Source organism: Desulfobacula sp., assembly GCF_021107415.1.
Map to the genome: position 1 here is coordinate 1 of NZ_JAIOSW010000258.1, position 14,635 is coordinate 14,635.

Sequence of the window (14,635 nt, forward strand, 5' to 3'; positions counted from 1 at the left end):
CATTATATTTTTCCTGGCAATACAAAATCATTCAAATTCTTGACCTTGACAAACAGTTTTGATATTTAGATGATTATGAAATCAATTGATGAACAGATATTAAGAGCAACAAAAGAGATTATAGTTAAATTCATTGAAATGGGAAGACTATCCCCATCCAATCTTCATGAATCTTTTAAAGATATTTATACAACGGTTAATGAAACTGTTAAAAAACATGTGAACAAAGCAGCGTCTTCTGATGACCAACAAGACTGAAAATATTTTTTCAAGAATAAAATCCGGGATAAGACAGGGCCTGATAAAAGGGTGGAAAGGACTCATCTGGCTGCTGAAGATTATTCTTCCCATATCTTTTGCCACTACCCTGCTGGTTCACTTTGGAATCATTTACAAACTGGATTTTCTGCTGACACCGGTCATGACATGGCTCTCCCTGCCGGCATCTGCTGCCCTTGTTATCATCATCGGGCTTTTTACCGGCATTTATGGAACCGTGGCCGCTCTTTCTGTTATGCCCTTTTCCATGGAACATATGACCCTGATTGCCATATTCACCCTGATATCCCATAACCTGATCCAGGAGAGCATTGTTCAGGGGAACTCAGGGCTCAATTCAGTCTTTGCGGCTTTTTTCAGATTGTTTATAGCATTACTTGTGACTTTTACCTGCGCAAAAATAATGGGTGTAACCCCTGAAACAGGTGGGGCGATGGGCATGGGAACCTTTGCCCAGGAAACAAAGCCGTTTGTGGTAATGTTAAAACATTGGGGGTGGGGAACCTTTAAACTGATCGTTCAGATTTTTTGTATTATCATGCCGCTGATGGTGATTCTCGAACTGGCTAAAGAGTTTAATATTATAACCTTTATAACTAAAATGACATCTCCGGTTCTCTCTGTTATGGGCCTGAACCGTTCAACCGGGATGCTCTGGCTGACAGCATCCATTTTTGGACTGGCCTATGGGGCGGCAGTCATTGTTGAAGAGACTCGATCCAATGAGTATAAAAAAGAGGACTTAACCAAACTGCATCTTTCCATTGGGATCAATCATGCTATGATTGAAGATCCTGCCTTGTTCCTGCCTTTGGGGCTGCCGATATTCTGGTTATGGATTCCAAGATTACTTGCTGCCATAATTGTTACCTGGCTGTATTCGGTTTTTTTATCTGCAAGGAGGCGTTATGTTAAGCGAGCTTGCCATAAAAAACTTTGCGATCATTGATGACATACGGATTTCATTTAAAGACGGATTTTCCGTATTGACCGGGGAAACCGGTACGGGAAAATCAATTATTGTTGAGGCAGTCAACCTGTTGCTCGGGTCAAGGGCATCGGCTGATCTGGTGAGAGCAGGCTGTGACAATGCAGAATTGGAAGCCTTTTTTGACTTTGATGAGCATTCACAGGCTGAAACAATTTTAGAAGAGCAGGGCATTGATAGTTCCAACGGCCTGATTGTCCGCCGGGTTATTTCATCTTTGGGTAAAAGCCGTGTATTTATCAATTCACGGCAGTCTACCCTGGATTTTTTAAAACAGGTAACCCATAATCTTGCCGGTATCTCAAGTCAGCATGCCCATCAGGGGCTTTTAAAAAAAGAGAACCATTTGGATATTTTAGATGAGTTCGCAGGGACAACAGATCTGAAAAATGGAGTCCGGAACCTGTACCAGACGATTGTTCCTTTAAAAAAAAAGATAAGAGAACTAAAAGAAAGCCTGGATACAAAAAGAAAAGAACAGGATTTTTTAGAGTTTCAAATAAATGAAATCAGCGATGCTGCTATTGTGCCCCATGAAGACGAAGACCTTGAAAAAAAACGTGATACTCTTTTGAATGCATCAAAAATATTTGAGGCGACCAATCGTTCCATCCATGAAATCTACGACAGGGAAGGGTCTCTCATCGAGAGCTTGTCTTTTTTAAGAAATGATATGGAAAAAGCAGGCACAGTAGATGAATCCCTTGAAAAAATTGCACACCAGCTTTCAGGTACCATATTTGATTTGCAGGATATTGCCGAACAATTAAGGAATTTCTCTTCTACCATTGATCTTGATCCAGCCTCTCTTGAAACGACGGATCAAAGACTGGACTTGATTTCCAGACTGAAAAGAAAATATGGCGGGAGCCTTGATGCGCTGTTTGATGAATATGAAGCAATGCAAAAGAGGCTTTCTCATACCACTGAGATTGAAAAACAAATTATTGTTTTTGAAAAGGACATTCAGCAGGGTTTAAAAGTGATTGATCAAAAAGCAAAAGAATTATCAACCTTAAGGAAAATATCCGGTGAAAAATTATCCGGACTTGCCAGAATTGAATTGGATGCCCTTGAAATGGCAAAAGCAGAGTTTAAGGTTGCCTTTTCCACTCAGAGCACCAGTCAGAGCACCAGTCAGAGCACCAGTCAGAGCACCGGTCAGAGCACCGGTCAGAGCAATGGGGATTCAGATGATATCGCAACAACTGCCGGGGAAAAAATAGGGCCAAACGGGATGGATAAAGTCAGTTTTCTTCTTCGCCCAAATCCAGGGGAAGCTTTAAAACCGCTTGTTAAAATTGCTTCGGGTGGCGAACTGTCAAGAATTGTTCTGGCCTTAAAGGCGGTTCTCTCGAAAACTCAGTCTTTGGAAACATTGATTTTTGACGAAGTGGATGCCGGTATCGGGGGAGCAACATCAGAGAAAGTCGGTCTTAAATTAAAACAATTGTCCCAGAAACATCAGGTGATCTGTATTACACATCTGGCCCAGATTGCAAAATATGCTACAAACCAGTTCAGAATAACTAAAGATGTGATCAATGAGCGGACCTGTACAAGTATTGTCTCTTTGAAAGAAGAAACTGAAAGAATTGAGGAAATCGCCCGGATGATCGGCGGGACAAGTATTTCCAACGCAACCCTGACCCATGCCAGAGAACTGCTTGATCAGGCTTCCTCTTGACAAATAGGCTTTTATGATTAAGTTAAGAAATTATTGAAAATCCGGAAACAAAGGAGCTGTTATGCCAATATATGAATTTAAATGCTCAAAATGTGAAGAATTTTTTGAAGTCATTGTAATGGCCTCAGATGATAATGATACGATCCATTGCCCCAAATGCAAATCAAAGGAATTTGAGAGAGTTGTTTCCAAAACCAATTTTGCCATGGGAAGTTCATCTTCCGGACAATTTAATAATGGGGCTAAGGGAGTTCATACCCAGGAAAGACAATGCGCCACCGGATCTTGTAAAACCTACACTGTTCCGGGTGAGACCAGGTGAGAATAAGATAACCCCGCAAGACTCGTTTGCCAGTCTAAGTTTTTTCCCATTTAGAAAATCGATGTAAAATAGCTGCGTAAGACAAGGAGATTTTGATGAAAGAGTATGCCAAACTTGTGATTGATGGAAAAGAGCTGACACTTCCCGTGATTGAAGGTTCAGAAGGAGAAAAGGCAATTGATATCAGAAGCCTGCGCCAGGAAACAGGATATATTACATTTGATCCCGGATTTGGAAATACCGGAACCTGCAAAAGTGCCATTACCTATATGGATGGGGAAAGGGGCATTTTAAGGCATCGGGGTATCCCCATTGAGCAACTGGCCGAGCACTCAACTTTTGTAGAAACAGCTGCTCTCTTAATTACAGGACATCTTCCCACCAGAAAAGAATTGACCCGAATCAGCGTCTATTTGAATGATTTCTCTCCTTTGCATGAGAATATGAAGGCGTTTTACCAGAATTATCCCCCCAAAGCCCACCCCATGGGAATCCTTTCCGCCATGGTTAATGCCATGAGAAGTTTTTATCCTGAATTGGTTGGCATTGAGGAGGAGATGAACACAACATATCTTCGGCTGATTTCTAAAATCAGGACAATGTCGGCAATGGCTTACAGGATTTCATTAGGGGAAAAGGTTGTCTATCCAAGGCCGGATCTGTGTTATTGTGCTAACTTTTTAAACATGATGTTTGACAATGTGGTGGTTCCCTATCGTATAGATGATGATATGGTCAGGGCCTTAAATGTTTTCTGGATTCTTCATGCCGATCATGAGCAGAATTGTTCCACCACTGCCGTAAGGGTTGTGGGAAGTGGCAAGGTCAATATTTATTCAGCGATTTCATCTGGAATTTCAGCACTTTGGGGACCCCTGCATGGCGGAGCAAATCAGGCAGTGGTCAATATGCTGGAAGAAATTCATAAAGACGGGATGACGATCAATGAGTGCCTCTCAAAAGCAAAAGATAAAAATGATCCTTTCCGGCTTTATGGATTCGGTCACAGGGTCTATAAGACCTTTGACCCACGGTCAAAGATCATGAAAAAGATGAGTGATATCCTCCTTGCAAAAATTAAAAGAAAAGACCCCTTGCTGGATATTGTCCAAAGGCTTGAGGAAGCCGCTTTAAAAGATTCGTATTTTAAAGACAAAAATCTTTACCCTAATGTTGATTTTTATTCGGGCATTGTATTGCGGGCCATGGGGATTCCAACCAAGATGTTTACGGTTATGTTTGCCATAGGCCGTCTGCCGGGATGGATTGCCCAGTGGAAAGAGGATATATCTGACCCTGAGATGAGGATATCAAGACCGCGTCAGATCTATACAGGTGATCAGTTTTCTGATTATATGCCCATTGATGATCGGGGATAGTTTGTCTACCCGAAGAACGCTTTGAACGCCTGGATAGTAACCTCAATATCCTCGGTTGATATATCCAGGTGAGTGACCAGTCTTAAGTGATTGCTTTTATCGATGATGATTCTATTTTCTTTTAGAAAATTATAAAATGCATCCATATCCGCTTTGATATCTGCAAAAATGATATTGGTTTGAACCATCTGCATATCAATTTGAATATCATTTATTTCAGATAATCCTCTGGCCAGGGTCAGAGCATTTTCATGGTCCTTTTCAAGCCGCTGGATATTGTTTGAAAGGGCAAAAATACCTGCGGCTGCCAGGATGCCTGCCTGTCTCATACCGCCGCCCAGAACCTTGCGCCAGCGCCTTGCTTTTTTTATCCGGTCTCTTGACCCACAGAGAACAGACCCCACAGGTGCGCCCAGGCCTTTTGACAGACAGCAGGAAATCGTATCAAAATATTTTGTGATCTCTTTGACATCAACCTTAAGCTTTACGGCAGCATTAAAGACTCTTGCCCCGTCAAGATGAAGCATTAACCTGTTGTCCGTTGCAAACTTGCTTGCCTTTTTAAGATAATCCAAAGGCAATACTTTTCCCGCCTGGGTGTTTTCAAGGCAGAAAAGTGCTGTCCTGGCAAAATGAAAATCATCGGGTTTAATAAATTGTGATACTTTTTCAAGATTTAAACTCCCATCGGGTTCAAAATCCAGGGGCTGGGGCTGAATACTTCCAAACACAGCAGCGCCTCCTCCTTCATACCGGTAGGTATGGGCGTGCTGCCCCACAATATACTCATCTCCTCTTTCACAATGGACCAGAAGAGCCAAAAGATTGGTCTGGGTGCCGCTGGTGCAGAAAATTGCCTCTTCTGTACCGAGCATTTTTGCGGCAAGGGCCTCAAGTTCATTCATGGTGGGATCTTCCCCATACACATCGTCCCCTACCTTTGCAGTTGCCATGGCTTTTCGCATGGCAGCCGAAGGTTTGGTGACGGTATCACTTCTTAAATCAATCTGTTTTTCCATTGTTTTTACTAAAAAGTCCTATCTTGTTGCAAGTTTCTAAATATGGCTTGCGTAAAAAGTTTATTTCATAATAAGGATTCTTGTCCGCTTCTTTATTTATCAATGTCCTAATCTGTTTATGAATTGTATCAACAGGACGTTTCAGGCTGTTTGCTACATCATTTGCCTGTGTCCCCGGGTGTTTTGCGATATATTCCAGCAATAAAAGTAATTCAGGATTTAACTTGCCATTTAACTTGCCATTTAACTTGCCATTTAACTTGCCATTACTTGACACGTTATTCTCGACAACCTGGCGTTTAAAAATAGCTGTAACAAAATAGTCAAATTCAAATTGAATGGGATTAAGCCCTGCTTCTTTCATCAATTTCTGCATTCTTATAATGCCGGTTCCCATTTTTTCTATATAGCCCATACGGTGAAAAAGGTTTGCAATGTTGGCATTACGCAGAATACTTTTCTTCCCAAAGCTCTTTTTATCAAGACCTTTGACAAGAGTGCCGGGGCTTGATATCTCCATCTGTTTCAGTTCTTTTGAAGTCATCAAGCTGCCAGATCTTTAGTTAATAGTAAAATTTCATCTAATAATTTCTTATTACTTTTTATGTAATGGTAGCGTTCAAGATCGTCACGAGTTGGATATCCTATTATTTTTCTTGGGGGATAGTTTTCCAAATCCCAGAAAAATATTTCAAATCCATTTGTATAAAAACATAATGGGAGTCTGCAATTATATTGTTTCTGGATGTTATAACAGTATTGTTTAGCCTGCTCACGATCAGCTTCACCATCTTTGGAAGTTTTCTTTGCTTCAATTACCTGTGTACAGTCAGTAATATCCCAACCGGCAGCTAATAACTGTTTGTCTATTATCTCTTTTTTTGTTTGATTTTCCATGTTTGTCATTATATGTTTTGTATCTATGGGATAGGAAAATGTCAAGGAAGAAGGGCTTTTCCCACTGATGTTGAAGAGGTGTATCTGGGTGACAATGGCATTTTAAATCATGCAGGAAACAGGACCGTTGTGATTGATATGACCACATCCATCCCGGATCTTGCTGTTAAAATTTATTAAAAGGCAAAAGGAAAAGGCATTGAATCACTTGATGCGCCCGTGTCAGGTGGGAATTTGGGTGCTCAAAATGCAAGTCTTTCCATTATGGTTGGCGGGGATAAAAAGACCTTTGATAAGGTCGGACCTCTTTTTAAAGTGATGGGTAAAAATATTGTACTCCAGGGGAAGCCAGGTGCAGGCCAGCATACCAAAGTGGCCAACCAGATTGCCATTGCAGCCGGAATGGTGGCGGTTTGTGAGGCCATAGCGTATGCTAAAAATCAGGTCTTGATCCAAAAACCGTACAAAACCGTACTTAAGAGTATTGGGTCGGGTGCTGCCGGATCATGGTCATTAAATAATCTGGGTCCCCGGATGATTGAAGAAAACTTTGAGCCGGGATTTTATATCAAACATTTTATAAAAGATATGAATATTGCCGTGACATCTTCAAACCGTTTAGGACTTGAAACCCCTGGGCTCAATCTTGCCTTGTCCCTGTATGAAAAAATGGCGGAAAAGGGATTTGAAAACAATGGAACCCAGGCACTCTTTAAGCTGTTTCAATAGATCCCGTGGAGATATTAGCTGAATACAGCTATTGGGGATTGTTTCTGGCCTCATTTCTTGCAGCAACCATTCTGCCTTTCAGTTCTGAAGTGGTCTTAGGGTATCTGCTAACCCATGATTTCAGCCCATATGTGACGGTTTTTGCTGCAACAACCGGTAATGTGCTGGGATCTGTCGTAAATTATGGCCTAGGGATTTTGGGCAGCCGGATACTGCTTAATAAATTTTATAGAATATCAAATTTGGAAATTGGAAAGGCTGAAAACCGTTTTAAAAAATACGGAGTTTTTAGCCTTTTGTTTGCATGGGTTCCCATTATTGGTGATCCATTAACCGTTGCCGCAGGAATACTGAAAGTTAATTTTATTGTATTTCTTTTGCTTGTGAGCATCGGCAAATTTTTGAGGTATGTTTTTGTCTCCTGGGCTGTCTTGACAATTTAAAATAATAATACCCCTGGAAATGATATGTCAGGCATATTTTTTTCCAGGGGTATGGAAGAGCTGTCTATTGAATTATTTTTTTTTGCCGTGGGGAAGAACAAGATTTAAAACAACCCCAAGGATACCGGCAAGACCAATGCCTTGAAGCTGGAACTGGCCGGCTGAAAAACTCATCCCTCCAATACCGAAGATCAGGATCAGTGCAACAATGGAAAGATTCCTTGCTTCCAGAAGATTGTCACCGGATTTTACCAGGGTATTTAAGCCCACAACCATGATGGCACCAAAAAGAAGCAGCAGCTCCTCCTCCTTCATACCGGTAGGTATGGGCGTGCTGCCCTACAATATATTCACCTCTCTTTCACAATGGACCAGAAGAGCCAAAAGATTGGTCTGTGTGCCGCTGGTACAGAAAATTGCATCTTCTGTGCCGAGCATTTTTGCGGTAAGGGCCTCAAGTTCATTCATGGTGGGATCTTCCCCATACACATCGTCCCCTACCTTTGCAGTTGCCTCCCCAGGAATTTCTAACAATAAAATATCCGCCGCCGTTCAATGTTTTCCCAAGAGTCGTTACAATAGACGTTTCTCCGGAGTTGTGTGTAATGGTATGGTGCCAGTTGTTTCCTGAAGGGTCATTGATATCATCATCAAGTATCGGAGTTTCTATAAACTCCAGAAATTCCGGATCAAGAACCGCAAGACTGTCCCGGACAAATTGGACGTTTTCAGTATAAATGCGTTCAGATTCCGCTCTTTGTGCAGCTTCGATCCGATTATTTACCAGAGTTAGTTTGCCATTATCCAGGAGTATTTTAAATGCCTCATTCAATTTTTTCGGTTTCACAGGGGAATACCATATCATATGCATTGTAAGAGCTTGCATTTAAATTCAGCTGTGCAACTTGATCGCATGGAACAACATCCACGTCGGAATTAAAATAAACAACCCTGATATATTCTTCGGTGGAACCATCGCCTGAATCACGGACAGCACGGCGAGTAATAAGAATTGAATAATGACCCACAGGCAATTCTCCCAAATAGTAAGTACCAGGGGCAAACTCATCCATGCTGTCCACCACAAGAGCCCCTCCAACCAGAGCAGGAAAATCCGCCGGGAGGAATGTATCCGGAAGGGTTTCACCCCATGCATATGGCCATGTTTGCAACATACAATTGCGTGATATCCCGGGTATCATTTTTCAGAACAATCCAACCGTTTCTTGGATTTGTGCATTAAGGTTCCGGACGCGGACAATAATCCTGACTGCCGAAAACAGCGGCAAAACCCTCCAGATCAATAATGGCCGGCAGGTAGCCTGCCAGGTCTGACCCGTCCACGTCCCGGTCCCAGTCAAGGTCGAACTCGCCCACACAATTGGGGATGGGCCTGACAGTGTAGGTTCCTCCAAAATCACCGCCAAAGATTGGCACGCCGGCCCAATCATTCTCGTCCTTCACTTCCCATGCAGCGGGTGACGCAGGCAAAAAAAAGGATAAATCCGGGTGGGCGGGAATTGTAACGGTGAGATAACAGGATACAGCAGCTATTCCATCGGCTGAGAGAAGGAATTGAGGAGAGGAGTGGGGTTGGAATTCGTTCCAGTTAACTTCTCCGATGGTCAGGTCGAAGTTAACGAACCGGCCGTCCTGCACGCCGTCGGGAAGGCCAAAAAGTGACGGCTCTACCTCGAACTCGGCAATAAACTGATCGCCTATTGAAATACCCTGGATACCGTCCTCAATTGAGTCAACGGTTAAATCAACACGCCACCTGAGTTGTTCGGCGGTGGCAAGGGTTATGCCGATCAGGATCATCAGCGCGGCAACAAAGGATGTCATAAGTTTTGGTCTCATGGGTCGCCTCCCGTTAAAATGTAAAAAATAACAAATATATTTTGCTCGTTATCAGAATGTTTCCTTTTTTGGTTATAATACATGCAAGAAATACACCAAATTTGTTGCACTTTAAGAGTCTTATTTGATAGTAATTACAAATATTTAGGATAATTTTTTCCTAGGAAAAAAATGTAACATTGTTACAAAAAGTTCATATAATTGTGAAAAAATTTACACAATGGAACAAAAATATATTCAACCAAATAATAAAAGAATAGTATTTTAGTTTACATACGATTATCCTGTGGGTTAAGCAAAGGTTTATTGAAGAATTCAAGCAGTCAGGTGTTGATTAACCTTTAAAAAATTGTCATTAATGGAGCAAATATTATTTTTAGGAGATTTGATTCATGAGTATGGAGCCAGGAAAAACCATTGTCGGATTTGTCGGATTGGGGGTCATGGGCCAAAGTATGGCCGGACATATTTTGAATGCCGGATATGAATTGCATGTTTATACCCGTACAAAGAATAAGGCTGATAATATCATCTCAAAAGGTGCTGTTTGGAAGGAGACTGTATCCGAACTGAGTTCAAAATGTGATGTCATTATTACCATTGTCGGGTTCCCGGCTGACGTTGAAGATGTCTATCTGGTTGGCGATGGTATTTTAAACCATGCAGGGAAAGGGACCGTAGTAATTGATATGACCACATCCATCCCGGATCTTGCTGTTAAAATATATGAGCAGGCAAAAGAAAAAGGCATTGAATCACTTGATGCACCGGTGTCAGGCGGGGATTTAGGTGCTCAAAATGCAAGTCTTTCCATTATGGTTGGCGGGGATAAAAAGACCTTTGATAAGGTCAGTCCTCTTTTTGAAGTGATGGGTAAAAATATTGTACTGCAGGGGAAAGCAGGCGCAGGCCAGCATACCAAAATGGCAAACCAGATTGCCATTGCAGCCGGAATGGTGGCGGTCTGTGAGTCAATAGCCTATGCTAAAAAGTCGGGTCTTGATCCAGAGACCGTATTAAAGAGTATTGGGTCGGGTGCAGCCGGATCATGGTCATTAAATAATCTGGGTCCCCGGATGATTGCCCAGAATTTTGAGCCAGGATTTTATATCAAGCATTTTATAAAGGATATGAATATTGCCGCCACATCTTCAAATCGTTTAGGGCTTGAAACCCCCGGACTTGACCTTGCCTTGTCTCTTTATAAAAAAATGGCGGAAAATGGATTTGAAAATGATGGAACCCAGGCACTTTTTAAATTGTTTCAATAGATTCCATGGAGATATCTACTGAAAAATACCCCTGGAAAATTATACCTTGGGTATATCTTTTCCAGGGGTATGTAAGAGCTGTTTATTGAATTATTCTTTTTTGCCGTGGGGAAGAACAAGATTTAAAACAACCCCCAGGATACCGGCAAGACCAATGCCTTGAAGCTGGAACTGGCCGGCTGAAAAACTCATCCCACCAATACCGAAGATCAGGATCAGTGCAACAATGGAAAGATTCCTTGCTTCCAGGAGATCGTCACCGGATTTTACCAGGGTGTTTAAGCCCACAACCATGATGGCACCGAAAAGAAGCAGCATAATCCCTCCCATAACCGGGACGGGTATTGTTTGAAGGATGGCTCCCAATTTACCAACAAAGGCCAGAATAATGGCTGCAATGGCTGCCCAGGTCATGATGGCGGGGTTGAATACCTTTGTCAGAGCAACGGCACCGGTGACTTCCGAATAGGTGGTATTGGGTGGCCCACCCAAAAATGATGCAAGGGAAGTTGCCACGCCGTCACCCAGCATGGTGTTTTGGATACCCGGGTCTTTCAGGTAATCTTTGCCGGTAACGCCACCGATGGCCACAACATCGCCAAAGTGTTCAATGGCAGGTGCAATGGCAATGGGAACAATAAAAAATATGGCCTGAAGATTCCATTCAGGCAAAACAAAATTGGGTACAGCAAACCAGGATGCTTTAGCGATGCCGGAAAAGTCAACAAACCCGAAAATCAGGGCAACAATATACCCAACCACAATACCGCAGAGAATAGGGATCAGTTTGAAAACGCCTTTCCCGAGAATGGAGACAAGAATGGTTGTGGCAAGGGCAAGAAGGCTGATAGTCATGGCTTTTGCCTGGGGAAAGAGCACAATAGCACCATCTCCGGTTTTTCCCATGGCCATGTATACGGCAACAGGGGCAAGAATCAGCCCGATTACCATAATGACAGGGCCTGTTACAACCGGGGGAAGTACTCTTTTAATAATATCGCTTCCCTGCACCCGTACCAGAAGACTCAGCAGCATATACAAAACACCTGCAGCAGCAAGGCCGCACATGGTTCCTGGGATTCCCCAGGTTTTTACCCCATAGATAATAGGTGCAATAAAAGCAAATGAGGAAGCTAAAAAGATAGGGACTTTACCCCTGGTAATAATTTGGAATACCAAAGTTCCAAGACCTGCTGTGAAAAGTGCAACATTTGGGTCAAGGCCGGTTAAAAGCGGTACTAAAACCAGGGCACCAAATGCGACAAACAGCATCTGGGCGCCTAAAAAACAGTCTTTTACCTGAAAATTGTAGTCGGTTGGAGCTTGATTAGAATTGGACATTTTGTTTTCTACCTTTTTTTAATTAATTAATGGTTTTATTTAGTGCCAAAAATTTTATCACCGGCATCCCCCAGGCCTGGCAGTATATAGCCGATTTCATTGAGACATTCATCAACACTGGCCACATAAATATCCACATCCGGGTGTTTTTGCTCTACGTTTGCAATCCCTTCGGGTGCTGCCACCAGAAAAAGACCTTTGATGGTTTTGCATCCAGCTTTTTTCAGCAGGTCAATGGTGGCAATAAGGGTTCCCCCGGTTGCCAGCATGGGGTCGAGAATCAAAGCAGTTCTCTCTTCCATGGAACTGGCTGTTTTAACATAATACTGTACCGGTTTTAAGGTCTCTTCATTTCTGTAGAATCCGACCACGCTGACCTTGGCAGATGGTATGAGGTCAAACACACCATCCAGCATTCCAACCCCGGCTCTTAAAATGGGAACAACGGTAATTTTTTTCCCCTTAATTTTTTCGACTTCAACTTTTCCGGCCCACCCTACAATCACCTTTTTTTCTGTGGCAAGGTCTTTTGTGGCTTCATAGGTCAAAAGTCTTGCAACCTCCGCAGAAAGATCCCTGAAATCTTTTGTGCTGATGTCTTTTTGGCGCATTAGTCCTAATTTATGCTTTATAAGAGGATGATCCTCTACAAATACAGTCATACTGCCTCCTTTATTATTACTATTTCTCCTGGATATCGGATAAAAAATATCACTAAGAAACTATTAAAATCATATAGGCTAGTCAAGCAAATAAGTCTTTGGAAATTCTTATGTTGAAATATTTTTTATTTTATGCACAATAGGACGGATGACTCAAATATCTTACATATCTGTTGCCGTATCTCTTCCCGTAATAAAATCATACACATACAGTGTTCCGGATCATTTAAAAGATTTTTGTTCCCCGGGAATGAGGGTGCTGGTTCCATTTGGAAACAGGCGGGTGAGCGGATATATTCTTTCAGGGCAGAAAGATTGTAAAGGATTTAAGGCAAAGAAAATTTTCGATGTTTTAGATGATCATCCCTTGTTTCCGGAATCGGAAATATCCTTTTTTAAGTGGATTGCCGGATATTATATCCATCCTTTGGGAGAAGTGATTAAAACTGCGCTTCCTTCCGGTCTTGACCGCCATGATGTCTCTTGTGTTTTTGTTACACAGCACGGTCAGGATCATTTGAATGCAGGCAGGCTTACACCCGGGGAGGAACAGGTGATTGAGTTTGTTTTGCAACGCCAATCCTGCGCCGTAAAACAATTGAAAAAAAATAGCCAAAACACTACGATCAACGCCTTGATCCGCAGGATGGAAAAAAAAGATTTAATAACGGTTTCAGCCGTATTAAAAAGAGACGGGGCAAATATAAAAAAAGAAAAATTTATTCTTCATAGTGATGGCCCGAAAACTATCATTCGTATGTCAAAAAAAAGAAAGAAACTTCTTTGTCTGGTGAAGGAGAAAAAAGAGATCTCTCTGACCGGGTTAAAAGTGCTTATTCCTACGGCACCGGCATTGATAAAGCCATTGGCGGAAGCCGGATATATACAGATTATTCAACGCCAGGTTTTCAGAGATCCTTTAGGAGATCCTGTGGAGCCTGATACACCGCCAAAGTTGACATCGGAACAGCAGATAGTGGTCAAAAGGGTGCAGGAAAATTTGAGCCGGGGATTTGCCCCATATCTCTTATCCGGCGTCACAGGGTCCGGCAAGACCGAAGTTTATATGCGGCTGGTGTGGGATGTGGTTGAAAAAGGGAAGAGTGCCATTGTGCTTGTACCGGAGATTTCTTTGATTTCCCAGACGGAAAGACGCTTCAGGGCAAGGTTTGGGGAGAAAATAGCCGTCATTCATTCTTCATTAACCCAAGGTGAGCTTCTGGATCAATGGCACAAAATTGTCTTAAAAAAGGTGAGCATTGTTATCGGTGCCAGGTCTGCTGTTTTTGCGCCATTTGAAAATATCGGGATCATTATTGTGGATGAGGAACATGATACCTCTTATAAACAGGAGAGGGGCTTAAGATATAATGCAAGGGATCTTGCCGTTGTCCGCGGTAAAATGAATGATTGTCCGGTGATTTTAGGCTCGGCAACCCCTTCTGTTCAATCCTATCAGAATGTTGTTATAAAGCGATTTGAGGAATTAAAACTTAAAAAACGTGTCAACCGGCATCCATTGCCCAGGATAACCCTTGTGGATCTTAAAAAATATAAGGATGCGAGAGGATATGACAGGATCATAACGCCTGACCTTTCAAAAGAGATTCGAACTTGTCTTGATAACGGAACCCAGGCGTTGATCTTTTTGACCAGGCGGGGGTTTGCAACGTTCCCTGTCTGCATGGATTGCGGAAAGTCTCTGACCTGCAAATATTCTGATGTGACCATGACCCCTCAAAAAGGGCACAATGAATA

General features: G+C 42.3%; 19 protein-coding genes and 1 pseudogene. 10 read left to right on the forward strand and 10 right to left on the reverse strand.

Annotated elements, in window-relative coordinates:
- The first annotated feature begins 75 nt into the window (after nt 1-75).
- The 5 genes from K8S13_RS13835 (at nt 76) to K8S13_RS13855 (ending at nt 4,655) form a co-directional block, all read left to right on the forward strand.
- A complete protein-coding gene (locus K8S13_RS13835; protein WP_291463324.1) occupies nt 76-258 on the forward strand; it encodes a conjugal transfer protein TraB in 183 nt (60 codons plus the stop codon).
- Nucleotides 242-1,228 carry an iron transporter gene (locus tag K8S13_RS13840; RefSeq protein ID WP_291463325.1) on the forward strand — a complete coding sequence of 329 codons (987 nt, stop codon included), beginning with the start codon at nt 242-244 and terminating at the stop codon, nt 1,226-1,228. Before K8S13_RS13835 ends, K8S13_RS13840 begins: the two co-directional genes overlap by 17 nt.
- Entirely contained in the window at nt 1,188-2,954 is a 1,767-nt protein-coding gene (gene recN / locus K8S13_RS13845) for a DNA repair protein RecN (protein WP_291463326.1), read from the forward strand. The genes K8S13_RS13840 and recN overlap by 41 nt, the downstream gene beginning before the upstream one ends.
- 61 nt (nt 2,955-3,015) lie before the next feature.
- A complete protein-coding gene (locus K8S13_RS13850) occupies nt 3,016-3,276 on the forward strand; it encodes a zinc ribbon domain-containing protein (RefSeq protein ID WP_291463328.1) in 261 nt (86 codons plus the stop codon).
- A 95-nt stretch (nt 3,277-3,371) separates the two neighbouring features.
- Complete coding sequence (locus tag K8S13_RS13855; RefSeq protein ID WP_291463329.1) at nt 3,372-4,655, forward strand: citrate synthase; 1,284 nt, start codon at nt 3,372-3,374, stop codon at nt 4,653-4,655.
- 5 nt (nt 4,656-4,660) lie between these two features.
- Here the strand turns inward: K8S13_RS13855 and ltaE are convergent, their stop codons facing one another.
- From ltaE to K8S13_RS13870, 3 genes are read right to left on the reverse strand one after another with little or no spacing between them, the layout of a single operon-like run.
- Nucleotides 4,661-5,674, reverse strand: a complete 1,014-nt coding sequence (ltaE, locus tag K8S13_RS13860) for a low-specificity L-threonine aldolase (RefSeq protein WP_291463331.1) — start codon at nt 5,672-5,674, stop codon at nt 4,661-4,663.
- Nucleotides 5,658-6,218 (reverse strand): ATP-binding protein, encoded by a 561-nt coding sequence (locus tag K8S13_RS13865; RefSeq protein ID WP_291463332.1) that lies wholly within the window; start codon nt 6,216-6,218, stop codon nt 5,658-5,660. The genes ltaE and K8S13_RS13865 overlap by 17 nt, the downstream gene beginning before the upstream one ends.
- Nucleotides 6,218-6,571: a hypothetical protein gene (locus tag K8S13_RS13870; protein WP_291463334.1), complete on the reverse strand. Its 354-nt coding sequence runs from the start codon at nt 6,569-6,571 to the stop codon at nt 6,218-6,220. The genes K8S13_RS13865 and K8S13_RS13870 overlap by 1 nt, the downstream gene beginning before the upstream one ends.
- Nucleotides 6,572-6,583: 12 nt before the next feature.
- Between K8S13_RS13870 and K8S13_RS25710 the strand changes: the two are divergent.
- The 3 genes and pseudogenes from K8S13_RS25710 to K8S13_RS13890 all read left to right on the forward strand — a co-directional run.
- Nucleotides 6,584-6,898 (forward strand): annotated as a pseudogene (locus tag K8S13_RS25710) (NAD(P)-binding domain-containing protein); the annotation flags it as partial.
- A complete protein-coding gene (locus K8S13_RS13885) occupies nt 6,890-7,300 on the forward strand; it encodes an NAD(P)-dependent oxidoreductase (RefSeq protein ID WP_291463354.1) in 411 nt (136 codons plus the stop codon). The pseudogene K8S13_RS25710 and the gene K8S13_RS13885, both read left to right, overlap by 9 nt.
- A 5-nt stretch (nt 7,301-7,305) precedes the next feature.
- A complete protein-coding gene (locus K8S13_RS13890) occupies nt 7,306-7,743 on the forward strand; it encodes a YqaA family protein (RefSeq protein WP_291463338.1) in 438 nt (145 codons plus the stop codon).
- Nucleotides 7,744-7,815: 72 nt separating this feature from the next.
- Here the strand turns inward: K8S13_RS13890 and K8S13_RS13895 are convergent, their stop codons facing one another.
- The 5 genes from K8S13_RS13895 to K8S13_RS13915 all read right to left on the reverse strand — a co-directional run bounded on the left by K8S13_RS13895 (nt 7,816) and on the right by K8S13_RS13915 (nt 9,603).
- A complete protein-coding gene (locus tag K8S13_RS13895) occupies nt 7,816-8,058 on the reverse strand; it encodes a solute carrier family 23 protein (RefSeq protein WP_291463339.1) in 243 nt (80 codons plus the stop codon).
- A 24-nt stretch (nt 8,059-8,082) separates the two neighbouring features.
- Nucleotides 8,083-8,211 (reverse strand): beta-eliminating lyase-related protein, encoded by a 129-nt coding sequence (locus tag K8S13_RS13900; protein ID WP_291463341.1) that lies wholly within the window; start codon nt 8,209-8,211, stop codon nt 8,083-8,085.
- Nucleotides 8,204-8,590 carry a hypothetical protein gene (locus K8S13_RS13905; RefSeq protein WP_291463344.1) on the reverse strand — a complete coding sequence of 129 codons (387 nt, stop codon included), beginning with the start codon at nt 8,588-8,590 and terminating at the stop codon, nt 8,204-8,206. Before K8S13_RS13905 ends, K8S13_RS13900 begins: the two co-directional genes overlap by 8 nt.
- Nucleotides 8,568-8,918 (reverse strand): hypothetical protein, encoded by a 351-nt coding sequence (locus tag K8S13_RS13910; protein WP_291463345.1) that lies wholly within the window; start codon nt 8,916-8,918, stop codon nt 8,568-8,570. Before K8S13_RS13910 ends, K8S13_RS13905 begins: the two co-directional genes overlap by 23 nt.
- Nucleotides 8,919-8,982: 64 nt before the next feature.
- Nucleotides 8,983-9,603 (reverse strand): hypothetical protein, encoded by a 621-nt coding sequence (locus K8S13_RS13915; RefSeq protein WP_291463346.1) that lies wholly within the window; start codon nt 9,601-9,603, stop codon nt 8,983-8,985.
- 392 nt (nt 9,604-9,995) lie between these two features.
- On the opposite strand from K8S13_RS13915, the gene K8S13_RS13920 reads away from it, so the two are divergent.
- Entirely contained in the window at nt 9,996-10,874 is an 879-nt protein-coding gene (locus K8S13_RS13920) for an NAD(P)-dependent oxidoreductase (RefSeq protein ID WP_291463348.1), read from the forward strand.
- 90 nt (nt 10,875-10,964) lie between these two features.
- Here the strand turns inward: K8S13_RS13920 and K8S13_RS13925 are convergent, their stop codons facing one another.
- Nucleotides 10,965-12,215, reverse strand: coding sequence for a uracil-xanthine permease family protein (locus K8S13_RS13925; protein WP_291463349.1), 1,251 nt, complete (start codon nt 12,213-12,215; stop codon nt 10,965-10,967).
- A gap of 35 nt (nt 12,216-12,250) precedes the next feature.
- The gene (gene upp / locus K8S13_RS13930; RefSeq protein WP_291463351.1) at nt 12,251-12,877 is read right to left on the reverse strand and encodes a uracil phosphoribosyltransferase; all 627 of its coding nucleotides are present in this window, start codon (nt 12,875-12,877) and stop codon (nt 12,251-12,253) included.
- A gap of 148 nt (nt 12,878-13,025) precedes the next feature.
- Between upp and priA the strand changes: the two genes are divergently transcribed.
- On the forward strand, nt 13,026-14,635 hold a 1,610-nt coding region (gene priA, locus K8S13_RS13935), incomplete at its 3' end, for a primosomal protein N' (protein WP_291463352.1).